Annotated in this window: 22 protein-coding genes; 13 read left to right on the forward strand and 9 right to left on the reverse strand. The window is 65.7% G+C overall.

From position 1 onward, the window contains the following. Nucleotides 1-2 precede the first annotated feature (2 nt). Nucleotides 3-386, reverse strand: coding sequence for a winged helix-turn-helix transcriptional regulator (locus ACSION_RS11950; RefSeq protein WP_435306057.1), 384 nt, complete (start codon nucleotides 384-386; stop codon nucleotides 3-5). A 126-nt stretch (nucleotides 387-512) separates the two neighbouring features. Here ACSION_RS11950 and ACSION_RS11955 point away from each other — a divergent pair, with 126 nt between their 5' ends. Together ACSION_RS11955 and ACSION_RS11960 are read left to right on the forward strand one after the other, a co-directional pair. After that, nucleotides 513-1,055, forward strand: a complete 543-nt coding sequence (locus ACSION_RS11955; protein ID WP_435306058.1) for an NmrA family NAD(P)-binding protein — start codon at nucleotides 513-515, stop codon at nucleotides 1,053-1,055. Nucleotides 1,056-1,265: 210 nt separating this feature from the next. Continuing rightward, nucleotides 1,266-1,409: a hypothetical protein gene (locus tag ACSION_RS11960; protein ID WP_435306059.1), complete on the forward strand. Its 144-nt coding sequence runs from the start codon at nucleotides 1,266-1,268 to the stop codon at nucleotides 1,407-1,409. 60 nt (nucleotides 1,410-1,469) lie between these two features. On the opposite strand, the gene ACSION_RS11965 is transcribed toward ACSION_RS11960, so the two are convergent. Further along, a complete protein-coding gene (locus ACSION_RS11965; RefSeq protein WP_435306060.1) occupies nucleotides 1,470-3,344 on the reverse strand; it encodes a DUF885 domain-containing protein in 1,875 nt (624 codons plus the stop codon). Nucleotides 3,345-3,513: 169 nt separating this feature from the next. Beyond that, nucleotides 3,514-4,662, reverse strand: a complete 1,149-nt coding sequence (locus ACSION_RS11970) for an acyl-CoA dehydrogenase family protein (RefSeq protein ID WP_435306061.1) — start codon at nucleotides 4,660-4,662, stop codon at nucleotides 3,514-3,516. A 130-nt stretch (nucleotides 4,663-4,792) separates the two neighbouring features. On the opposite strand from ACSION_RS11970, the gene ACSION_RS11975 reads away from it, so the two are divergent. From ACSION_RS11975 to ACSION_RS11990, 4 genes are all read left to right on the forward strand, one after another. Then, on the forward strand, nucleotides 4,793-5,722 hold the full coding sequence (locus ACSION_RS11975) for an ArsR/SmtB family transcription factor (RefSeq protein WP_093486197.1): 930 nt from the start codon (nucleotides 4,793-4,795) through the stop codon (nucleotides 5,720-5,722). Further along, a complete protein-coding gene (locus ACSION_RS11980) occupies nucleotides 5,719-6,804 on the forward strand; it encodes a homocysteine S-methyltransferase family protein (protein WP_435306062.1) in 1,086 nt (361 codons plus the stop codon). Before ACSION_RS11975 ends, ACSION_RS11980 begins: the two co-directional genes overlap by 4 nt. After that, nucleotides 6,801-9,488 (forward strand): methionine synthase, encoded by a 2,688-nt coding sequence (gene metH, locus ACSION_RS11985; protein ID WP_435306063.1) that lies wholly within the window; start codon nucleotides 6,801-6,803, stop codon nucleotides 9,486-9,488. The genes ACSION_RS11980 and metH overlap by 4 nt, the downstream gene beginning before the upstream one ends. Before the next feature lie 119 nt (nucleotides 9,489-9,607). Then, a complete protein-coding gene (locus tag ACSION_RS11990) occupies nucleotides 9,608-10,801 on the forward strand; it encodes an MFS transporter (RefSeq protein ID WP_435306064.1) in 1,194 nt (397 codons plus the stop codon). Between the two features lie 5 nt (nucleotides 10,802-10,806). Here ACSION_RS11990 and ACSION_RS11995 read toward each other — a convergent pair whose 3' ends face one another. The 5 genes from ACSION_RS11995 to ACSION_RS12015 form a co-directional block, all read right to left on the reverse strand. Continuing rightward, nucleotides 10,807-11,433, reverse strand: coding sequence for a DUF2058 domain-containing protein (locus ACSION_RS11995; RefSeq protein ID WP_435306065.1), 627 nt, complete (start codon nucleotides 11,431-11,433; stop codon nucleotides 10,807-10,809). Nucleotides 11,434-11,469: 36 nt separating this feature from the next. Beyond that, a complete protein-coding gene (locus ACSION_RS12000; protein ID WP_435306066.1) occupies nucleotides 11,470-11,706 on the reverse strand; it encodes a SlyX family protein in 237 nt (78 codons plus the stop codon). Continuing rightward, complete coding sequence (locus ACSION_RS12005) at nucleotides 11,696-13,048, reverse strand: UDP-glucose dehydrogenase family protein (RefSeq protein ID WP_435306067.1); 1,353 nt, start codon at nucleotides 13,046-13,048, stop codon at nucleotides 11,696-11,698. Before ACSION_RS12005 ends, ACSION_RS12000 begins: the two co-directional genes overlap by 11 nt. Before the next feature lie 43 nt (nucleotides 13,049-13,091). Then, nucleotides 13,092-14,027, reverse strand: a complete 936-nt coding sequence (locus tag ACSION_RS12010; protein WP_435306068.1) for an FKBP-type peptidyl-prolyl cis-trans isomerase N-terminal domain-containing protein — start codon at nucleotides 14,025-14,027, stop codon at nucleotides 13,092-13,094. Between the two features lie 84 nt (nucleotides 14,028-14,111). Continuing rightward, nucleotides 14,112-14,672, reverse strand: coding sequence for a glutathione peroxidase (locus ACSION_RS12015; protein WP_435306069.1), 561 nt, complete (start codon nucleotides 14,670-14,672; stop codon nucleotides 14,112-14,114). Between the two features lie 137 nt (nucleotides 14,673-14,809). Here ACSION_RS12015 and ACSION_RS12020 point away from each other — a divergent pair, with 137 nt between their 5' ends. From ACSION_RS12020 to ACSION_RS12050, 7 genes are read left to right on the forward strand one after another with little or no spacing between them, the layout of a single operon-like run. Then, a complete protein-coding gene (locus tag ACSION_RS12020; protein ID WP_435306070.1) occupies nucleotides 14,810-15,070 on the forward strand; it encodes a hypothetical protein in 261 nt (86 codons plus the stop codon). 3 nt (nucleotides 15,071-15,073) lie between these two features. After that, nucleotides 15,074-15,436 carry a GntR family transcriptional regulator gene (locus ACSION_RS12025; protein WP_093297801.1) on the forward strand — a complete coding sequence of 121 codons (363 nt, stop codon included), beginning with the start codon at nucleotides 15,074-15,076 and terminating at the stop codon, nucleotides 15,434-15,436. Further along, nucleotides 15,436-16,314, forward strand: coding sequence for an ABC transporter ATP-binding protein (locus ACSION_RS12030; protein ID WP_435306071.1), 879 nt, complete (start codon nucleotides 15,436-15,438; stop codon nucleotides 16,312-16,314). Before ACSION_RS12025 ends, ACSION_RS12030 begins: the two co-directional genes overlap by 1 nt. After that, entirely contained in the window at nucleotides 16,311-17,309 is a 999-nt protein-coding gene (locus ACSION_RS12035) for an ABC transporter permease (protein ID WP_435306072.1), read from the forward strand. The genes ACSION_RS12030 and ACSION_RS12035 overlap by 4 nt, the downstream gene beginning before the upstream one ends. A 56-nt stretch (nucleotides 17,310-17,365) precedes the next feature. Beyond that, a complete protein-coding gene (locus ACSION_RS12040) occupies nucleotides 17,366-18,025 on the forward strand; it encodes a hypothetical protein (RefSeq protein ID WP_435306073.1) in 660 nt (219 codons plus the stop codon). Between the two features lie 25 nt (nucleotides 18,026-18,050). Next, the gene (locus ACSION_RS12045) at nucleotides 18,051-18,893 is read left to right on the forward strand and encodes a DUF4097 family beta strand repeat-containing protein (RefSeq protein WP_435306074.1); all 843 of its coding nucleotides are present in this window, start codon (nucleotides 18,051-18,053) and stop codon (nucleotides 18,891-18,893) included. Nucleotides 18,894-18,909: 16 nt separating this feature from the next. Continuing rightward, nucleotides 18,910-19,575 carry a DUF2884 family protein gene (locus tag ACSION_RS12050; RefSeq protein ID WP_435306075.1) on the forward strand — a complete coding sequence of 222 codons (666 nt, stop codon included), beginning with the start codon at nucleotides 18,910-18,912 and terminating at the stop codon, nucleotides 19,573-19,575. A 42-nt stretch (nucleotides 19,576-19,617) separates the two neighbouring features. Here ACSION_RS12050 and ACSION_RS12055 read toward each other — a convergent pair whose 3' ends face one another. Then, a complete protein-coding gene (locus ACSION_RS12055; RefSeq protein WP_435306076.1) occupies nucleotides 19,618-21,039 on the reverse strand; it encodes a class II fumarate hydratase in 1,422 nt (473 codons plus the stop codon). Nucleotides 21,040-21,114: the final 75 nt, after the last annotated feature.

Below are 21,114 nucleotides of genomic sequence, written 5' to 3' on the forward strand. Positions count from 1 at the left end.
TTTCATTTCGGCGCGTTCGCCGCCGGCGCCACATAGGCCTTGCGCGCAGCACGGACTTCGTCGTGGTGATCCGATGCCCACTGCGCCAGCATCTCCACGCGTTCGGAGAACGATTCGCCCAACGGCGTCAGCGCATAGTCGACGCGCGGCGGCACCGTGGGAAACACCGCGCGGCTGACCAGGCCATCCTGCTCCAGGTGCCGCAGCGTCTGCGCGAGCATGCGCGGCGAGATGTCGGCCACGCGTTTGCGGACCTCGGAAAAACGCAGCGTGCCCATGGCCAACTCGTGCAGCACGAGCACCGTCCAGCGGTCGCCGAGGCGGTCCAGCACGTCCCGGATCGGGCAGTTCTCGACGAGGATCAGGGATTGGCGGTGTAGGGTCATGGGGATCTCCGGGATCGGTTACCTCGGGGTAACCGGGTTACTTCGAACGCCCTGCTTGTACGGGCGCCGTCCATTACTACTATAGCGTAACCAATGTCCTTTTCGTTACCAAGCTCAGGAGCCGCCATGTCTTCCCCCACCCTGCTCGTCACCGGCGCGTCCGGTCATCTCGGCCGCGCCGTGGTGCGCCACCTGCTGGAAACCCTGAAGGTTCCGCCCGCCCGGATCATCGCCACCAGCCGCAAGCCGGAGACCCTCGCCGACCTCGCAGCCGCCGGCGTGATCGTGCGCGCCGCGGACTTTGACGCGCCCGCCACGCTGGCGGCCGCCTTCGCCGGCGCGGACCGGGTGCTGCTGGTCAGCACCGACGCACTGCTCGAACCGGGCAAGCGCCTGGCGCAACACCGTACCGCCGTGCAGGCGGCGGTCGAGGCCGGCGTGAAGCATGTCGTCTATACATCGCTGCCCTCGCCCGCCACGTCGCACGTCTCGTTCGCACCCGACCATCTGGGTACCGAACAAGCACTGGAGGCCAGCGGTCTAGGATGGACCGTGCTTCGCAATGCCTGGTATGCCGAGAACCTGGCGTACTCGCTTCCGTCCGCGCTCGCATCGGGCGAATGGGTCACCGCTGCCGGTGAGGGTTGCGTCGCCTACATCGCTCGCTAAGACCTGGCGCATGCCGCGGCCGTCGCGCTCGCCGCCGACAGCACCGCGAACCGCACGTTCACGCTCACCGGCGCGCAAGCACTGAACGCCCGCGAGATTGCCGCAAAGGTCAGCGCGGCGCTCGGCAAGCCGCTGGCGGTCGTCAGCGTCACCGCAGAGCAACTGGCCGAGGGCTTGCGCGGACATGGGTTTCCGCCGGTGCTGGCGGACGTGTTCACTTCGTTCGATGTGGCGGCGGCGGCGGGCGACCTGGGCGAAGTGACCGATGATTTCGCCGCGCTGACCGGTCAGCCACCGGCGACGTTCGATGCGTGGCTCCCCGCACACCTCGACCTGCTGACCACGCCGCACTGAAGGCTGAAACAAGAACCCCGGCCTGAGCCGGGGTTCCTTTCTTACCGTGGAAGGAATGACTCAGGCCTGCTTGGCCTTCTCCTTCGCGATCCACTGGTCCACGCGTCGCTCGAGCAGCGTCAGCGGCAGTGCACCGCCGCCCAACACGGTGTCGTGGAACCCCTTGATGTCGAACTTGTCGCCCAGTTCCGTCTCGGCCTTCCGGCGCAGTTCCTGGATCTTGATCATGCCCACTTTGTAGCCGGTGGCCTGGCCCGGCATGATCAGGTAGCGCTTCACTTCGGATTCGATCGCGGCGCGCGGCACCGCGCTGTTGGCGTCGAAGTACTCCACCGCCTGCTGTTCGGTCCAGCCCTTGGCGTGCAGGCCGGTGTCCACCACCAGGCGGATCGCGCGCCACATTTCCGAGCTCAGGCGACCGAACTCCGAATACGGATCCTGATAGGTGCCCGGCATCTCCTTCGCCAGCCATTCCGCGTACAGGCCCCAACCCTCGGCATAGGCCGTGGTGTTGTACTGGGTGCGGAACTTCGGCACGCCCGTCAGTTCCTGGGCGATGGAGATCTGCATGTGGTGGCCCGGAATGCCCTCGTGGTACGCGATGACTTCCAGCTCGGGCTTCGGCATCGCGTTCATGTCGGACAGGTGCGCGTAGTACACGCCCGGGCGCGAACCATCCGGCGTGCCGGGGTAGTAGTGCTGCGCGGCGCCGTCCTGCTCGCGGAACGCCTCGACGCGCTTCACCACCAGGTCTGCCTTCGGCGTCAGGCCGAAGTACTCGGGCAATACCTTCTTGATGTTGTCGATGGCGCGCGTGGCGTCATCGATATAGGCCTGGCGACCTGCATCGGTGTTGGGATACTTGAACTGCTTGTCGCTGTCGATAAAGGCGAAGAACGCATCCAGGTCGCCCTTGAAGCCGACCTTGTCCTTCAACGCCGTCATCTCGCCCTTGATGCGCTCGACTTCCTTCAGGCCCAGCGCATGGATCTCCTCGGCGCTCATGCCGGTGGTCGTCATCTGGCGCAGCTGGTACTCGTAATACGCCTTGCCGTTCGGGTGCGTGCTGCCCACGCCAGTGGCATTCACCGCGGCCTTCGGGAGCTCTTCCTCGCTCCACGCGATCACGCGGTCGTAGGCCGGCTTGAACTGCTCCAGCAGCGCCTTGCGGGCTTCTTCCTTCAATGCGGTGGCGCGGGCGGCGTCGATCTTGCCCGCCTTCACCAGCTCATCGGCCTTGGCCTGGGCATCGGCCCAGATCGCGGCGTCGGCGCCAGCCGAGAACGGTGCACCGGTGATGACCTTCTTCGCCTGGTCGATGACGCCTTCGTACGCGAACTTGGGCGGACGGATGCCCTGCGTCGCCGAGGCGCGTGCGCGCTCCAGCAACTGGTCGAACGCACGGCCGGTCGCCGTGATGCGCGCGATATACGCCGTGTAGTCGGATTCCTCTTCCACCTTGTGGAAGCTGATCAGGAAGGTCGGCCAGAAGCCCTGGGCGCCGTTCATCTGGTCGAACGCGTAGCCGTCGACCATGAACGGCAGGCCGTCGCGTGCGTTCTCGTACTGCAGCTTCCAGAGGTCGTAGGACAGCTTCGCTTCGTCGTCGAGCTTGGCGTACGCGAAGGTCTTTTCCATCTCCTCGACGCTGGCCTTCTGCCAGGCGACCTGGTCGCGCGTGGCTTTCTCAGACATGTCGTCCACCTGGTCGTACAGGTCCTTGCGGCCCTGGAAAGTCAGCTGGATGGGGCTGAACTTCAACTGCTCCTCGTACTTCTTGTCGAACCACTCGTTCAGCCGCTTGCTCTCGGCGGCGATGTCGGCGGCGGACGCCACCGGGGCCGCGGCGTCGGCAGCGCCAGCCGCCGGGGCATTGCCCTTGTCGCAGGCAGCGAGGGCCAAGGTGAGGGCACAGACGATCAGGGTTTTGCGCATCGGGGTCTCCAGGAGGAAAACGGGGGACGCACCCCCGCATCAGGCCACTCTAGCGGACGGTCGGCCCCGTGGTCCCATGACCAAAGACGGGGGTCTCCGATACCCGTCGCCCAGAACGGAAAACGCCGCCTCGCGGCGGCGCTCTCGCTCAGCGGGATGGCAGCGGAACTCAGCGCAGCCCGGTCTCGTTGCGCGCGATCACCAGGCGCTGGATCTCCGAGGTGCCCTCGTAGATCTCGGTGATCTTGGCATCGCGGAAGTAGCGCTCGATCGGCATTTCCTTCGAATAGCCCATGCCGCCGTGGATCTGCAGCGCCTGGTGGGTGATCCACATGGCCGCTTCCGACGCCGTCAGCTTGGCGATCGCCGCTTCGTTGCTGAAACGCTGGCCCTGCCCCTTCACCCAGGCCGCGCGCAGCGTCAGCAGCGTGGCGGCGTCCAGCTTGCACTTCATGTCGGCGATCTTGGCCTGCGTCATCTGGAACGTGCCGATCGGCGCGCCGAAGGCCTTGCGCTCCTTCACGTAGGCGATCGTAGCCTCGTAGGCCGCGCGCGCGATGCCGATGGCCTGGCTGGCGATGCCGATGCGGCCGGCATCCAGCACGCTCATGGCGATCTTGAAGCCCTCGCCTTCCTTGCCCAGCACGTCTTCCGGACGCACCACATAGTCGGTGAACTCGATCTCGCAGGTGGCCGACGCGCGGATGCCCAGCTTCGGCTCGGTCTTGCCGCGGTGGAAGCCCGCCTGGGTGGTGTCGATCATGAACGCGGTGATACCGCGTGCGCCCTTGTCGGGTTCGCTCATCGCGAACAGCACGATGTACTTGGCCACCGGGCCCGAGGTGATCCAGCTCTTCTTGCCGTTGACGACAAAGCTGCCATCGGCCTGCTTCACGGCACGGCAGCGCATCGCGGTGGCGTCGGAGCCGGACTGCGGCTCGGTCAGCGCGAACGCGCCGATCTCGCGGCCTTCGGCGATGGCGCGCACGTACTTCTGCTTCTGCTCTTCCGTACCGAAGGTCAGGATGCCGTTGCAGAACAGCGAATTGTTGACCGACACGATGGTAGAGTGAGCGGCATCGCCCGCGGCGATCTCCACCATCGCCAGCACGTAGGCGACCGGGTCCATGCCAGCGCCGCCGTATTCGGCCGGCACTTCGATGCCCATCAGGCCGTTCTCGCCGAGCAGGCGGATGTTCTCCAGGGGGAACTCGCCGGTCTTGTCATGGTGCTCGGCACTGGGGGCGATCTTTTCCTGGGCAATCCGGCGCGCCACGTCCTGGATCATCAACTGCTCTTCGTTAAACGCGAAATCCACGGCTACCCCTCGGCAAGCAAATTTTGAATACCAATTGTAACCCGCGGACCATCCGCGGCCGTATGCCAAGGGTTGACCCGGCCGGGGCCGGCCCGTCAAAATATCTCTATATCGCGATAGGAAGATATTTATGGATCTGGAAGCTTGGTCCACCCGGCTGAAGGTCTTCGCCGACGCCACCCGTGTCCGCCTGCTGGCCCTGCTGGCCGGCGAGGAACTGACCGTCGCCGAGCTCTCCGCCATCACCCAGCTGGCGCAACCGCGCGTATCCACCCATCTGGCGAAGCTGAAGGAAGCCGGCCTGGTACGCGACCGGCGCGCCGGCGTGTCGGCCTACTACCGCTTCGACGAAGACAACCTCGACACGGTCCAGCGCGAACTCTGGCGCAGCCTGCGCGGCGGCAGCGACGATCCGCTGCTGCGCCAGGATGCCGAACGCGTGGCCAGCGTGCTGGCCAACCGCGCCGCCGACCAGAACTGGGCCGACAGCGTCGCCGGGGACATGGAGCGCCATTATTCGCCCGGCCGCACCTGGGAAGCCCTGGCGCGCACCGCACTGCCGCTGCTCGAGACCGGCGACGTGCTCGACATCGCTTCCGGCGACGGCGTGCTGGCCGAGCTGCTCTCCCCGCACTCCAACCGCTACATCTGCATCGACACCAGCGCGCGCGTGGTCGCGGCCGCCGGCGAGCGTTTACGCCGTTTCCCCAACGTGGAAGTGCGTGAAGGGGACATGCATGCCTTGCCGTTCAAGGACGCCAGTTTCGACCTGGTCGTGCTGATGCATGCGCTCACCTACTCCACCAAACCGGCACAGGCGGTGGCGGAAGCTGCGCGCGTGCTTCGACGGGGCGGTCGCCTGCTGCTCAGCAGCCTGGCGAAGCACGAGCACCGCTCCGTGGTCGAAGCCTACAGCCACGTCAATCTGGGTTTTTCGGAGAAGGAACTGCGCAAGTTCGCCGAAAAGGCCGGACTGGAGATCGCCAATGCCGAGACCGTCACCCGTGAACGCCGCCCACCCCATTTCGAAGTGCTGTCGCTAACTGCCCAGAAGCCATGAAGACTCTCCCCTGGTTGCATCCCACCCGCGCTGCGCTGCTGCTGAAAGCCCTCGAAGAGCGCATCCTGATCATCGACGGCGCCATGGGCACCATGATCCAGCGCCACGGCCTGCAGGAAGCCGACTACCGCGGGGAGCGGTTCGCCGACGGTTGCGACACGCAGCATGCGCACGAACACGGCCCGGGCTGCGACCACGACCTGAAAGGCAACAACGACCTGCTCCTGCTGACCAAGCCGGAGGTAATTGCCGGCGTGCACACCGCCTACCTCGAGGCCGGCGCGGACCTGGTCGAAACCAACACCTTCAACGCGACGTCGGTCAGCCAGGCCGACTATCACCTCGAACACCTGGTCTACGAGTTGAACAAGGCCGGCGCCCACGTCGCGCGCGCATGCTGCGACGCCGCCGAGGCCAGGACGCCGGACAAGCCGCGCTTCGTCATCGGCGTGCTGGGCCCCACCAGCCGCACCGCCTCCATCAGCCCCGACGTCAACGACCCGGGCTTCCGCAACACCAGTTTCGACGAATTGCGCGGCACCTACCGCGAGGCCATCGAAGGCCTGATCGACGGTGGCGCCGACACGCTGATGGTGGAAACCATCTTTGACACGCTCAATGCGAAAGCTGCGCTGTATGCCATCGAGGAAGTTTTCGACGCACGCGGTGGCCGCCTGCCGATCATGATCTCGGGCACCATTACCGATGCGTCCGGCCGCACGCTGTCCGGCCAGACCGCAGAGGCCTTCTACACCTCCGTCGCGCACAGCCGTCCGTTGTCGGTGGGCTTGAATTGCGCGCTGGGCGCCAAGGACCTGCGCGAGCATGTCGATACGCTGTCCACCGTCGCCGACGCCTATGTCAGTGCGCACCCGAATGCCGGCCTGCCCAACGCGTTCGGCGAGTACGAAGAGACGCCCGAAGAGATGGCTGCGACGTTGAAGGAGTTCGCCGAGTCGGGCTTGCTGAATCTGGTGGGCGGCTGCTGCGGCACCACGCCGGCCCACATCAAGGCCATCGCCGACGTGGTCGCCGGCTTGCCGCCCCGTCGCCAGCGCACTGCCCTGGAGCAGGCAGCATGAGCACCGCCGCACGTCATACGCGCCTGTCCGGCCTGGAACCGTTGGTCATCACGCCGGACTTGCTTTTCGTCAACGTGGGGGAACGCACCAACGTCACCGGCAGCGCGCAGTTCCGCAAGCTGGTGAAGGAAGAACGCTACGAGGAAGCCGTCGAGGTCGCGCGCCAACAGGTCGCCAACGGGGCGCAGATCCTCGACGTCAACATGGACGAGGGCCTGATCGATTCCGAGAAGGCGATGGTCCGTTTCCTCAACCTGATCGCCTCCGAGCCCGACATCGCGCGCATCCCGGTGATGGTGGACTCGTCCAAGTGGAGCGTGATCGAGGCCGGCCTGAAGTGCCTGCAGGGCAAGGGCGTGGTCAACTCGATTTCGCTCAAGGAAGGCGAAGAGGCCTTCATCGACCATGCGCGCAAGGTGCTTCGTTACGGCGCGGCGGCGGTTGTGATGGCGTTCGACGAAACCGGCCAGGCGGACACCTGCGCGCGCAAGGTCGAGATCTGCACGCGCGCTTATCGCATCCTGGTCGATGACGTGGGCTTCCCGCCGGAAGACATCATCTTCGACCCCAACATCTTCGCGGTCGCCACCGGCATCGAGGAGCATGACAACTACGCGGTGGACTTCATCGAAGCCACGCGCATCATCAAGCAGACCCTGCCGCACTGCCACGTATCGGGCGGCGTCTCGAACGTGTCGTTCTCGTTCCGTGGCAACGAGCCGGTACGCGCGGCCATCCACTCCGTGTTCCTCTATCACGCCATCCAGGCCGGCATGGACATGGGCATCGTCAACGCTGGCGGGTTGCCGGTCTACGACGACCTGGACGCGGAACTGCGCGAGCGCGTCGAGGACGTCATCCTCAACCGCCGCAAGGATTCGACCGAGCGGTTGCTGGAGATCGCTGATCGCTACAAGGGCAAGAAGGGCGAAGCGCCGGTGGAGAACCTGGCCTGGCGCGAGAAGCCGGTGCGCGAGCGCCTGGCCCATGCGCTCGTGCACGGCATCGACGCCTTCGTCGACGAGGACACCGAGGAAGCGCGCCAGCAGGCCTCGCGTCCGCTCGATGTCATCGAGGGCGCCCTGATGGACGGCATGAACGTCGTCGGCGACCTGTTTGGCGCCGGCAAGATGTTTCTGCCTCAGGTGGTGAAGTCCGCACGCGTGATGAAGAAGGCCGTGGCCTACCTGCTGCCCTTCATCGAGGCCGAGAAGCTGCGCACGGGCGATGTCGGAAAGTCCAACGGCAAGATCGTCATGGCCACGGTCAAGGGCGACGTGCACGACATCGGCAAGAACATCGTCGGCGTGGTGCTGGCCTGCAACAACTTCGACGTCGTCGACCTGGGCGTGATGGTGCCGACGCAGAAGATCCTGGACACCGCGCGCGCCGAGAACGCCGATTTGATCGGCCTGTCGGGCCTGATCACGCCGTCGCTGGAAGAAATGACCCACGTGGCGCGCGAGATGCAGCGCCAGGGCTTCGAAACGCCGCTGTTGATCGGGGGCGCGACCACCTCGCGCGCACATACGGCACTGAAGATCGACCCGCACTACAAGGCCCCCACGGTCTGGGTGAAGGACGCGTCGCGTGCGGTGGGCGTGGCCCAGTCGTTGATTTCGCGCGACATGCGCACGGCATTCGTGGCCGCCAACGACGCCGACTACGCCGAGATCCGCGAACGCCACAAGAACCGCGGTGATGCGAAGCGCCTGGTATCGCTGGAGAAGGCCCGCGGGCAGAGGTTCGATGGCGGATGGGCCGACTATGTGCCGCCCGCGCCGCACCAGCCGGGGCTGCACGTGTTCGAGGACTACCCGCTCGATGAGCTGGTGGACTGCATCGACTGGACGCCGTTCTTCAATGCCTGGGAACTGTTCGGCAAGTATCCGGCGATCCTCACCGACGGCGTGGTCGGTGCGCAGGCCAGTGAGTTGTACCGGGATGCCCGGGCGATGCTTGCGAAGATCGTCGAAGAAAAATGGCTGACGGCAAAGGCGGTATTCGGGCTGTGGCCCGCCAACAGCATCGGCGACGACGTCGAACTGCAGGCCGATGGCAAGGTGGAGCGTCTGCATTTCCTGCGCCAGCAGGTCGACAAGCCGGTCGAACGCCCTGACTTCTGCCTCGCCGACTTCATCGCCCCGAAGGATTCAGGCCGGCAGGACTGGATCGGCATGTTCGCCGTCACCGCCGGCATCGGGATCGACACGCACGTGGCCCGATTCGAAGCCGACCACGACGACTACAACGCGATCCTGCTGAAAGCCCTGGCCGACCGCCTGGCCGAAGCGCTCGCCGAACGCCTCCACCAGCGAGTGCGTACCGAATTCTGGGGCTACGTCGGCGACGAGACCCTCGACAACGAAGCGCTGATCGCGGAGAAGTATGTCGGCATCCGACCGGCACCCGGCTATCCGGCCTGCCCGGAGCACAGCGAGAAAGGCACGCTGTTCCGCCTCCTGGATGCGGGCGCCAACGCTGGCATGTCGCTGACCGAGAGCTTCGCGATGCTGCCGACCGCGGCCGTATCCGGTTACTACTTCAGCCATCCGCAGAGCCAGTACTTCGTGGTTGGGCGGGTGTCGAAGGAGCAGGTGGCGGACTACGCGAAACGCAAGGGCGTGGAGATCGCGCAGGTGGAGCGTTGGCTGGCCTCGAACCTGGACTACGATCCCGAGTAAGCCAGGCTGCTCCCGGCTAGAATGCGCCACCCTTTCTCAGGCCAGCGCACCATGCCGTCCCTCGTTCCCGCCTGCCCCAGCCCCGCGATGCGCAGCGCGGGCCTGAAGGGGCGTGCGCGATGAAGGCAACGACGGATCCAACGGGTTACCCGGCCGCGCGGCTATCCAGCTTCTATTTCTTCTACTACGCAGTGCTGGGCGCGTTCACGCCCTACTGGAGCCTCTACCTGGAGTCGCGCGGACTGGGCGTGACGGCGATCAGCGTACTGATGAGCCTGTGGTACGCCACGCGCATCGTCTCGCCCTCGTTGTGGACCACGCTTGCCGCGCGCTCACCGCACCCGATCCGTTGGTTGCATCTGGGATGCGCGCTGGCTGTGGGCAGCTTCGCCCTGTTCCTGCTGCCCTGGGGCTACGTGGGCCTGTTCGTCGTGATGACGGCGTTCTGCTTCGCCTACAACGCCGTGATGCCGCAATTCGAATCGATCACGATGTCGCACCTGGCCACACGCAGCGATCGCTACGGCCTGATCCGCGTCTGGGGATCGATCGGCTTCATCGTGGTGGTCGCCTCGTTCGGCTGGCTGATCGACGCACGCCGACTGGGCATCGGCGCCCTGCCGTGGCTGATGCTGCCCGTGCTGGCCGCCGTACTGGGCTCGGCGCTGGTCAACCGCTACGCGCACGAGCCGGATGCCCACCGGGAGACGGCGCATGAAGGATTCCGTACACGACTGCGGCAACCGCAGGTGATCGCCTTCTTCGTCGCGGCATTCCTCACGCAGATCTCGTTCGGCCCGTTCTACACCTTCTTCTCGATCTACCTTTCCGAACACGGTTACAGCACCGGCACGCAGGGTGTGTTGTGGACCGTCGGTGTACTGGCCGAGATCGTGGTGTTCTTCCTCTCCAGCCGGATCTTCCGCCGCTGGGACGCCACACGCGTGCTGATGCTGGCCTTGCTCAGCGCCTCGGTGCGCTGGCTGGTGACGGCGCTGTTCCCGGACAACACGCCGGTGATGGTGCTGGCGCAGCTGACCCATGCGCTCAACTTTGGCGCGTTCTTCGCGGCCGCGATGCAACTGCTGGTGCGCTTCTTCCCTGGCCGCCTCAATGGCCACGGCCAAGGCGTGTTCTACGGCCTGTCGTCCGGCGTCGGCGGCGTCTGCGGCGCGTTGCTCGCCGGCCAACTGTGGCGCTTCGGTGGCGAAGTCGCTTTCATGGCATCGTCCGGTATCGCCTTGCTTGCCGCGGTGATCGTGTGGCGGTGGCTGGTTCGCCCGGGCGCACTTGCTGGTTCAAGCCGCGCCTGATCGATTCACCACACCAGGTCGTCTGGCACCTGGTACTGGGGATCGGCGTAGGGATCGTCCCCCGCAGGCGCATTCGAATCGACCTTCAAGGCAACGGCAGGCGCGAAGATGGCTTCGGCCTCGACCAGGACGGCGGACGAGACCAGCAGGTAGCGTCCGTTCTGCTGCACCACGCCGAGCTCGCCGGCATTGAGCGACTTCAGCTGCTCGGCATTGACGTAGATGCGCTTGATTTTGCCGCCATAGGGGAAATGTCGGGCGATGTCGGCTTCGGCATCGTTCAATGCCTTGTCCTTGAGGAACTCCTCCAGCTTGGCCTTCGCCTCGCGACGCAGGCGCGCTTCTTCCTGTTTCACGCGCTCGGCTTCGATCCGCTCGTCCTTCTCGCGCTGTGCGCGGATGGCATAAGCCTTGGCCAGGTCGATGTCTTCCTGTGACCTCGGCTTGCGCGATGGGCCTTGCGGAGGCCGCGGCTTCCCTGCGTGGCCAGGACGCGGCGGCGCGGCACCCTTCCCATGCGGCTTCTGTCCGGGCTTGCGCGCATCGGGCTTGCGCGTGTCGGGCTTGCGTTCGGGCTTGGGCGCTGGCTTGAAGCCCAGGCCCATCAACTGGTCGCGGAGGGAATCGCTCATGGTCTTTCAGAGGGGGACGTGCTGTCCCACAGCGTATCAATAATGGGGCGGCGGCGGCTCGTTGGCGGGGTCCTCGAACAACGAGGACCGCACCTTGCCCAGCTCTTCCACCATGTGCCTCAGCAACAACGCGGTGCGCTGGTTCTCGGCACGCGCGTCGGCGAGCGCTTCGCTCAGTTCGCCCAGCGCGTGCTCCTGGAACGCCAGGCGCGTCTCCAGTTCCACCAGGCGCTGCTCCAGCGCGTCGCGCTGGAGTGGCAGGTCAGCCTGCATCTATCGATCTCCCTCGTCCGATCCCGTAGTAGGCGACGCCTGCCGCCTCGACTTCGGCGGGATCGTAAAGGTTGCGGCCGTCGAACACCACGGCGTCGGCCAGTGTTTCGCGCAAACGGGCGAAGTCGGGGCTCCGGAATTGCTTCCACTCCGTCACCACCACGAGCGCGTCGGCGCCCTCCAGCGCGGCGCGGGCGTCGGTACAGAGCACCAAGTCCTCGCGCTCGCCGAAGATGCGGGAGGCTTCCTCGCGGGCTTCCGGATCGTAGGCGCGGACGTGCGCGCCGGCATCCCAAAGCTCCGCCAGCAGCCGACGACTGCTCGCCTCGCGCATGTCATCGGTGTTGGGCTTGAAGGCCAAGCCCCAGACCGCAAAGGTCTTGCCGCGCACGCCTTCGTCCTCGCCACGGTCGTAATGCCGCTGGATCAGCTCGAACAGGTGGCCCTTCTGGCGTTCGTTGACGCTCTCCACGGCCTGCAGCAACTCTGGCGCGTAGCCGTACTGCTGCGCGGTCTTCGCCAGCGCCTGCACATCCTTCGGGAAGCACGAGCCGCCATAGCCGGCGCCCGGGTAGATGAAGTGCCAACCGATGCGTGGGTCCGAACCAATGCCCTGCCGCACGTGCTCCACATCCGCGCCCACCCGCTCGGCGATGTTGGCGATCTCGTTCATGAAGCTGATCTTCGTCGCCAGCATCGCGTTGGCGGCGTACTTGGTCAGCTCGGCCGAGCGTACGTCCATCACCACGATGCGTTCGTGGTTGCGATTGAACGGTGCGTACAGCCGGCGCAGCTTGTCTACCGCCTGTGGGCGCGCCGCACCGATGATGATGCGGTCTGGCCGCATGCAGTCGTTGACCGCATCGCCTTCTTTCAGGAATTCCGGGTTGGACACCACATCGAACGCGACATCGACCCCGCGCGATGCGAGCTCGGCCTCGATCGTGGCCTTCACCTTGTCCGCGGTACCGACCGGCACGGTGGATTTGTTCACCACCGTGCAAGACCGTTCGATATGACGGCCGATGGTCCTGGCGACCGCCAGCACGTACTGCAGGTCCGCGCTGCCATCCTCGTCCGGTGGCGTGCCGACCGCGATGAAGAGCACGTCGCCATGCGTGATGGCAGCCGCCGCATCGGTCGTGAAGCGCAAGCGGCCCGCTGCGTGGTTGGCTTTCACCATCGGCGACAAGCCGGGCTCGTAGATCGGCACGATGCCGTGATTCAGGCCATCGACCTTTGCCGGGTCGATATCGACGCAAACCACGTCATGCCCGACTTCCGCCAGGCACGTGCCTGTGACCAACCCAACGTAACCCGTGCCGAAAATGGCTACTCGCATGCAGCGGCCTCCTGGACCTAGTCTTGGCTATTACAGCCGACGACTATTGCAGGATGCCCATCAACTCCACGTCAAACGTCAGCGTCGCATCGGGGCCGATCTTGCCGCCGGGCGCGCCATTCGCACCGTAAGCCAGGCCGGACGGAATCCAGAAACGGTATTTCGCGCCGACTGGCATCAGCGAGACGCCTTCGGTCCAACCTGCGATCACGCCATTGAGCGGGAATTCAGCCGGCTGGCCTCGCTCGTAAGAGCTATCGAAGACATCGCCGCTCAACAGCTTGCCTTCGTAATTCACGCGAACGCGGCTGGTCGCCATCGGACGCTGGCCGTTGCCTTGGCGCAGCACCATGTACTGCAGGCCCGACGGCGTGGTGATGACGCCCGGCTTGCTCTTGTTCTCGGCGAGGAATTTCGCGCCCTCGTCACGGTTGCGTTGGGCGGCGCCCGCCTGGCGCTTGGTCAGGTAGGCCTTCATCTCGGCCTGCGCCTGCTCCACCGTCATCAACGGCGTGCCGTCTTTGCCGGCGACGGCGCGCACGGCCTGCGCGAGGACCGACGGATCGACTTCATCCTTGAACGGCAACAGCGACGGACCGACGACGTAGGTGCCCAGGAACAGGCCCACCTTGGTCTTGTCGACCGGCGGCGGCGTGCTGCCCGGCGGCATGCCGGGGATCGGCTGGCCATCGGCCACAGCCAGGTTCACGCGCAGCAGCTGGTCGGTGGCCTGCGCTTCCTGCTCGGTGATCAGCGGCGGCTTGCCGGCGAAGGTGTTGACGATAGCGCGCTCGAACGCGGCGGTATCGAGAAACTGACCCACAGGCTGCAGCGAACTGCCGACGTCCACGCCAATGGCGTAGCTGACCTTGTCACGCTCGGTGGCAAGCGCGGTTTTTTCCTGTGCAGACACGCTGCCTCCCAGCATCGAAAACGAGATTCCCAACAACGCGGCAATGCCGCGGACCGACCGCTTCATCCTTCTCACTCCTGGAACCTGCGCCGGGAAGATGGCGCCAACCTCTTATTGTGGCACGCCCGCCGCCCCACACGGCAGCAGGCGTCAGGGTTTGGCGCGCGGTGCCGCCAGTTCGCGTTCGATCGCAGCAACCAACGCGGGATCGTCGGGTTTGATCTTGCTGGGGAAGTTCGCGACCACGCGTCCGTCGCGCGAAATCAGGTACTTGTGGAAGTTCCATCCGGGCGCAGTGCCGGTCGCCTGCGTCAGCGACTTGTACAACGGCGTGGCGTTTTCACCGGTCACGGACACCTTCTCGAACATCGGGAACTTCACGCCGTAAGTGAGCGTGCAGAACTCCTGGATCTCCTTCTCCGTGCCGGGCTCCTGGCCTTTGAAGTCGTTCGAGGGAAACCCAAGGACAGCGAAACCTTTGCCCGCGTAGTGCTGATGAAGGGCTTCCAGGCCCTCGTATTGCGGCGTGTAACCGCACTTACTGGCGGTATTGACCACCAGGAGCACCTGTCCTGCGTACTGTTTCTTCAGGTTCACAGGGGTTTTTCCCGTCAACGGGCGATAGCTGAGATCCAGCAGACCCGCCGCCAAAGCCACTGAAGCGGCGCCAAAAAGCACCACAAAAACAAGATATTTCAATAGCTTGGACATCACCGGCTGCTCCGCTAGTACGAACATGACAAGTATGCCTTCAGTTGGGTGACAAAACATTGCAAGGGAGTTGACGCCCTGTGTTTTGGTGTTATAGTTGAATACAACACCACTCACCCAACGCAGCGGGGGATGCCATGAACCAGAAACTGACCCACACACTGCCCAGCCTGGCCGTCGGCGGCCTGCTGCTGGCGATCGGGGTGCTGGCGACCGTCACCGGGGCCCGCACGGCCGAAGCAGAATCCGCCGCGCTGGTCGGCGCGCTGGAATCCGATACCCGCGAGATCGCAGGCGATGACGGCAACCCGGATGCGCGGCAGCACAAGCGCCGCGCCCGGGCCTCGCTGGCCATGCCGTACTTTTCCTTTGGCCAATCGCTGCGTCCGAGGAGCTGAGCCATGACGTCCATCCAATGGAGCGACGGCGCTCCCATCTACCGCCAGCTGAAGGATCGCGTGATCGCGATGATGCTGGACGGGATCCTGAAGCCGGGCGACGCCCTGCCCTCCGTCCGTCAGGTGGCGGCGGAGTACCAGCTGAATCCGATTACCGTATCGCGCGCCTACCAGGAACTCGCCGACGAGGCCCTGGTGGAGAAGCGCCGCGGCCTGGGCATGTTCGTCACCGACGAAGCGTCCAAGAAGCTGCGCGGCAGCGAGCGCGAACGGTTCCTGACAGAAGAGTGGCCGGCCGTCGCCGAGCGCATCGAGCGCCTGGGCCTGTCCATCGAAGAGCTGCTGCAATCCAAGGGGAACAAGTGATGAATGCCGCAATCGCCAACACCGTGGTCAACGCCCACGGTCTACGCAAGGCCTACAAGAACAAGCTCGCGCTGGACAACACCAGCTTCGAGATCGAAGCGGGCAAGATCATCGGCCTGATCGGTCCGAACGGCGCGGGCAAGACCACCGCGCTCAAGGCCATCCTCGGGCTGACGCCGTTCGAGGGCCAGCTCAAGGTGCTGGGCCTGGATCCGCGCAAGGACCGCGACGAACTGATGAAGGATGTCTGCTTCATCGCCGACGTCGCCGTGCTGCCGCGCTGGATGAAGGTCAAGGAAGCCATCGACTTCGTCGAAGGCGTGCATCCGCGCTTCGACCGGGCCAAGTGCGAGCGCTTCATCGCCAACACCCAACTCAAGCCCAACCTGCGCGTCCGCGAGATGTCCAAGGGCATGATCGTGCAGCTGCACCTGGCGCTGGTCATGGCCATCGATGCCAAGCTGCTGGTGCTGGACGAACCCACGCTGGGCCTGGACATCCTCTACCGCAAACAGTTCTACCAGCGCCTGCTGGAAGACTACTTCGACGAGCAGAAGACCATCATCGTCACCACCCACCAGGTCGAGGAGATCGAACACATTCTCACCGACGTGATGTTCATCCGCGACGGCAAGATCGCGTTGACCGCGCAGATGGACGAAGTGGCCGAGCGTTACACCGAAGTGCTTGTCAGCGGCAGCGATACGGCCGACCAGGCGCGCGCCCTGAAGCCCATCGACGAGCGCGCCCTGCCCTTCGGCAAGACCGTGCTGCTGTTCGACGGCGTGCCGAAGGCGCAACTCGCCCCGCTGGGCGAAACCCGTACCCCTGGCCTGGCCGACCTGTTCGTCGCCATCATGAAAGGAACCTACGCATGAACGCCGTGACTTCGACGTTGGGCAAATCCTCCAAGCCGGGCGCGTTCAAGTGGCTGATCAAGCGCGAGTTCTGGGAGAACCGCGGCGGCTTCTTCTGGGCGCCGGTGATCACCGGCGGCATCTTCGTGGTGCTCAACCTGATCCTGGCCGTCATCGGCAGCATCGCCGCGCGCGGCTCCATGGACGGCGGCGGCTTCAGTGTCGAGGAAGCGCCCCGGAAAGCGGAGATGATCGTCGGCGGCATCGGCGACGGCATGCTGCTCGGTGGCGTGATCCTGGCCTGCGTGGTGCTGGCGTTCGTGGTGTTCTTCTACGCACTGGGCACGCTGTACGACGACCGTCGCGACCGCAGCGTCCTGTTCTGGAAGTCGCTGCCGGTGTCCGACACCCACATGGTCCTGTCGAAGCTGGCCTGGGCCCTGGTGCTGGCGCCGCTGCTGGCCGTGACAGTAGGCATCCTGATCGGACTGTGCATGTGGCTGATCTCGGCGCTGACCATCAGCATCAACGGTCTGCCCGCTGGCGGCGCGATCTTCACCCACTCGCATCCGCTGCGCGTCATCGGCGGCGTGGTCAGCTCCCTGCCGGTCTACATGTTCTGGTCGCTGCCGGCGATCGGCTGGCTGATGTTCTGCTCCGCCTGGGCACGCAGCAAGCCGTTCCTGTGGGCCGTGCTGGTGCCGGTGCTGGCCTGCGTGATCATCAGCATGACCGACATCCTGCCGGGCCTGAAGATCCGCCACGACCTGGTCTGGTACACGGTGGTCTACCGCGGCCTGCTGAGCGTGGTGCCGGGCGCCTGGTTCCCGACCTTGCAGGGCGGTGCCGCCAACCCGCACACCGAGATCAACTCGCCTGACGAACTTGCCAACGCGATCGATCTGACCCGCAGCTGGCAAGCCTTCGCTTCGGCCGACCTGTGGATCGGTGCGGCCATCGGCGTGGCCCTGATCGTCGGTGCGATCTACCTGCGCCGCTGGCGCGAAAGCGAATAAGCCCGACCCCGGTGGCGGCCCCGGCCGCCACCTTCCCGATACCGAGAGGACGACCTATGCCCCGCACGCCTGCCCTCCTGCGCACGCTCCCCTTCGTTGCCGTGATCGCACTGGCCGCCTGCCAACCCGCACCGGACAAGAACGACAACGCGCCCACCGGCATCGCCGCCAAGGCGATGGACGAAGCCCGCAAGGGGCTGGGTGAAGCCAGCCAGGAACTGCAGAAAGCCCAGAGCGAGATCGACGCGGCACGCCAGAAGCTGGCCACCGAGAACCTCACGCTCAACCGCAACGAGAACCAGAACCTGCCCAAAGCGGAGATCACCCCGGCGGGCGAGCTGCTGATCGAAGGCAAGTCGGTAGCGACCACGCCGGAGCAGAAGGAAAAGGTACTTGCCTATCGCGGCGCCATGATCACCGTGGTCGGCGATGGCATGGCGATCGGCATGGAGGGTGCGAAGGTCGGCATCGATGCCGCCGCCAGCGCGCTCAAGGGCGTCCTGGCCGGACAGTCCGGCGACGAGATCGGCAAGCAGGTCGGCGCGGAAGCGAAGACCAAGATGAAGCCGATGGTCGACCAGCTCTGCGGTCGCCTGCCGGCCCTGCTCACCGCCCAGCAGGCGCTCGCGGCCTCCGTGCCCGAGTTCAAGCCCTATGCCAGCATGGACCAGGCCGACGTCGACGACTGCGCCAGCCAGTCCGACTGGAATTTCTGATTCCCGCGACACGGAGAACCGCCGCATGCGTATTTCCACCACCGCTCCCTGGCTGCTCCTCGCGACCACGTTGCTGGCGACGCCCGCGTTCGCGCAGGACGAACACTGCAAGCATTCCGCTCCGCGCCAGCTGAAGCTGGACACCGCCGGGGCCAAGGCCATCGTGTTCGACATCGGCCACAACGACCTGCGTGTCGACGCGTCGCCGGGTGCGGCAGTTTCGCTGCAGGGCAAGGCATGCGCTTCGCAGGCCGATGCGCTGCCCAGCCTGAAGCTGACCCAGGAGCGCGTCGGCGACAAGCTGGTGGTGCGCGTCTGGCGCGAGGGCCGTTTCAGCGGCGTGTTCTTCGGCAACAACTACGCTTACCAGACCCTGTCCGTCACCCTGCCCGATACGCTTCCCGTGCAGCTCAAGGTCGGCTCCGGCGATGCCACCGTCACCGGCGTGCCGGTGCTCAGCGCCGACGTGGGCTCGGGCGATGTCGCCGCGCGCGGCATCCGTGGCCTGGCCGCCGTTTCCGTCGGCTCGGGCGATATCGAACTCGACGACGTCGGCGCATTGCGCGTGATCTCCATCGGCTCGGGCGACGTCACCGCACGTGGCGTGCGTGGCGCCGTGCATGTCGGCAGCATCGGGTCGGGCGATTTCACGCTTGCACGCGGCACCGGCGACGTCGAGATCGGCTCGATCGGTTCCGGCGATGCCGAACTGCGCGATGTCGGTGGCGACATCGTCGTCGGTTCGGTCGGCTCTGGTCGCGTGGAAGCGCGCAACGTCGCGGGCGCCCTGACCGTGCGGTCGGTCGGCAGCGGCGATGTGCACCACGAAGGCGTCAAGGGCGCCATCGACCTCCCGAAACACCATTGAGTTCCAAGGAATGACCATGACCCGATTCGCACCGCTTGCCCTCGCGCTTTCCCTCGTGTTCCTGGCCGCCTGCTCCGGCAAGGACAAGGCGCCCGACAGTGGCAACAGCATCGAGGCCTCGGGGGCGCTGTGGGGCCAGAACCTCACGCTCAACGCCACCGGCCAGCCGAAGGCGGAGATCTCCGCCAAGGGCGATTTCATCGTCGATGGAAAGAAGGTCGACGTGAACGACGCGCAGCGCGCCCTGCTGGTGGCGTATCACCGCCAACTGGGTGGTATTGCCGATGCCGGCATCGAGACCGGCAAGGAAGGCGCCAAGCTGGCCGGCAAGGCCGTGGGTGCGGCGGTGAAGGGCATCTTCAGCGGCAACCCGGACCAGATCGACAAGGAAATCGAAGCCGAGGCCAAGAAGGTCGAAGCCGAAGCGATGAAGATCTGCGACCTGCTGCCGGGCCTGTACAAGGCGCAGCAGGAACTCGCCGCCGCCCTGCCCGCGTTCCAGCCGTACGCATCGATGGACGAAGGCGACGTGGAAGACTGCCGCTCGAACCAGAACGACAGCCATGAGGCCGGCGAGGATGTCGGCCGCGCCATTGGCCAGGCGATCAAGGGCGAGAACGGCGACGAGAAGAATGCCGCGTCCGAGGCGGATGCCGCCGCTGCGGAACCTGCCACGCCCTGATCTCGTCGAACACCGTCTGCCGCCGCATCGCGGCAGACGGACTCAGCCGCCTCCGCCGCCCGCTTTGCCGTGGATGCCGCCCTTGGCGAGCACGGCCGGATCCAGCAGCGGCTTGAGCGTGCTCTCCGGCAACCCGGTGACCTCGCGCGCAACCTCCAACACCGGCCGGTTCTGCTTGTAGGCCTGCTTGGCGATGGCAGCGCCCTTCTCGTAACCGATCACCGGATTGAGCGCGGTGACCAGGATCGGATTGCGGTCCAGTGCTTCCTTGACGCGATCACCGCGCACCTTCAATCCGGCGATGCAGTCGTCGGCGAGCAGTCGCGACACGTTCGATAGCAGGTGCATCGCATCCAGCAGGTTGTGCGCGATCAGCGGCAGGGTCACGTTGAGCTGGAAGTTGCCGGTCTGCCCCGCCACCGTCACCGCGGTGTGGTAACCCATCACCTGCGCGCAGACCATCACCGTCGCTTCGGGGATCACCGGGTTCACCTTGCCCGGCATGATCGAACTGCCGGGCTGCAGTGCCGGCAGTTCCACCTCGCCCAGGCCCGCCAGCGGCCCGGAGTTCATCCAGCGCAGGTCGTTGGCGATCTTGGTCAGCGCGACGGCCAGCGCACTGAGCTGGCCCGAGAGCTCGACCGCGTCGTCTTGTGCCGCCAGTCCCTCGAACTTGTTGGCCGCGCTTTCGAAACGGGTGCCCGTGCGGGCCGACAGTGCCTTGGCCACGCGCGTGCCGAAGCGCGGATCGGCATTGATGCCGGTGCCGATCGCCGTGCCGCCCAGCGGCAGCCGGCGCACGCGCTTGAGCGTGTCTTCGATCCGCGCCTGCGCCGACGACAGCTGCGCCGACCAGGCCGAAAATTCCTGGCCGAAGGTCAGCGGCATCGCATCCATCAGGTGCGTGCGCCCGGTCTTGACCACCTTGCCCAGTGCACGGCCGCGCGCATCGATGGTCTTGCGCAGGTGCTTGATGGCCGGCAACAGGTCTTCCATCGCCGCCAACTGCGCGGCGACGCGGATCGCGGTGGGGACGACGTCGTTCGAACTCTGGCCGAGGTTGACGTGATCGTTCGGGTGCACCTTCGCCTTGCCCGCGCGTGAGGCCAGCGTGGCGATTACTTCGTTGGCATTCATGTTGGACGACGTGCCGGAACCGGTCTGGTAGACGTCGATCGGGAAATGCGCGTCGTACGCGCCTTCGGCAACCTCGAGCGCGGCGCCCTGCACGGACTTCGCGATGCCTTTGGGCAGCAGGCCCAGGCCCGCATTGACCTCGGCCGCCGCGGCTTTCACCAGGCCCAGCGCCCGGATGAATCCACGTGGCATCGGTCGGCCGGAAATCGGGAAGTTCTGCACCGCGCGCTGCGTCTGCGCGCCCCAGAGGGCCTCCGCAGGCACCTGCAGCTCGCCCATGCTGTCGTGTTCGACGCGGGTCCGGCCCACGGTCTTCTTGCTGGTCATCACCGTCTCCTGGAAGGAATTCACGGCTTGCGCGCCGGCGAAGGCCGGTGGCTGGCGGGGGCCGACAGGATACGC

This window comes from Pseudoxanthomonas sp. LjRoot125, from assembly GCF_964252705.1.
Taxonomy (GTDB): domain Bacteria; phylum Pseudomonadota; class Gammaproteobacteria; order Xanthomonadales; family Xanthomonadaceae; genus Pseudoxanthomonas_A.

Excerpts from the sequence above, each read along its gene's own strand:
- ACSION_RS12040 (WP_435306073.1), top strand. The coding sequence starts at position 17,366 with ATGCCCCGCACGCCTGCCCTCCTGCGCACGCTCCCCTTCGTTGCCGTG.
- ACSION_RS11995 (WP_435306065.1), bottom strand. The coding sequence starts at position 11,433 with ATGAGCGATTCCCTCCGCGACCAGTTGATGGGCCTGGGCTTCAAGCCA.
- ACSION_RS11950 (WP_435306057.1), bottom strand. The coding sequence starts at position 386 with ATGACCCTACACCGCCAATCCCTGATCCTCGTCGAGAACTGCCCGATC.
- ACSION_RS12020 (WP_435306070.1), top strand. The coding sequence starts at position 14,810 with ATGAACCAGAAACTGACCCACACACTGCCCAGCCTGGCCGTCGGCGGC.
- ACSION_RS11975 (WP_093486197.1), top strand. The coding sequence starts at position 4,793 with ATGGATCTGGAAGCTTGGTCCACCCGGCTGAAGGTCTTCGCCGACGCC.
- ACSION_RS11990 (WP_435306064.1), top strand. The coding sequence starts at position 9,608 with ATGAAGGCAACGACGGATCCAACGGGTTACCCGGCCGCGCGGCTATCC.
- ACSION_RS11980 (WP_435306062.1), top strand. The coding sequence starts at position 5,719 with ATGAAGACTCTCCCCTGGTTGCATCCCACCCGCGCTGCGCTGCTGCTG.
- ACSION_RS12000 (WP_435306066.1), bottom strand. The coding sequence starts at position 11,706 with ATGCAGGCTGACCTGCCACTCCAGCGCGACGCGCTGGAGCAGCGCCTG.
- ACSION_RS12010 (WP_435306068.1), bottom strand. The coding sequence starts at position 14,027 with ATGAAGCGGTCGGTCCGCGGCATTGCCGCGTTGTTGGGAATCTCGTTT.
- ACSION_RS12050 (WP_435306075.1), top strand. The coding sequence starts at position 18,910 with ATGACCCGATTCGCACCGCTTGCCCTCGCGCTTTCCCTCGTGTTCCTG.
- ACSION_RS11955 (WP_435306058.1), top strand. The coding sequence starts at position 513 with ATGTCTTCCCCCACCCTGCTCGTCACCGGCGCGTCCGGTCATCTCGGC.
- ACSION_RS12045 (WP_435306074.1), top strand. The coding sequence starts at position 18,051 with ATGCGTATTTCCACCACCGCTCCCTGGCTGCTCCTCGCGACCACGTTG.
- ACSION_RS12005 (WP_435306067.1), bottom strand. The coding sequence starts at position 13,048 with ATGCGAGTAGCCATTTTCGGCACGGGTTACGTTGGGTTGGTCACAGGC.
- ACSION_RS12025 (WP_093297801.1), top strand. The coding sequence starts at position 15,074 with ATGACGTCCATCCAATGGAGCGACGGCGCTCCCATCTACCGCCAGCTG.
- ACSION_RS12035 (WP_435306072.1), top strand. The coding sequence starts at position 16,311 with ATGAACGCCGTGACTTCGACGTTGGGCAAATCCTCCAAGCCGGGCGCG.
- metH (WP_435306063.1), top strand. The coding sequence starts at position 6,801 with ATGAGCACCGCCGCACGTCATACGCGCCTGTCCGGCCTGGAACCGTTG.
- ACSION_RS12030 (WP_435306071.1), top strand. The coding sequence starts at position 15,436 with ATGAATGCCGCAATCGCCAACACCGTGGTCAACGCCCACGGTCTACGC.
- ACSION_RS11965 (WP_435306060.1), bottom strand. The coding sequence starts at position 3,344 with ATGCGCAAAACCCTGATCGTCTGTGCCCTCACCTTGGCCCTCGCTGCC.
- ACSION_RS12015 (WP_435306069.1), bottom strand. The coding sequence starts at position 14,672 with ATGTCCAAGCTATTGAAATATCTTGTTTTTGTGGTGCTTTTTGGCGCC.
- ACSION_RS12055 (WP_435306076.1), bottom strand. The coding sequence starts at position 21,039 with ATGACCAGCAAGAAGACCGTGGGCCGGACCCGCGTCGAACACGACAGC.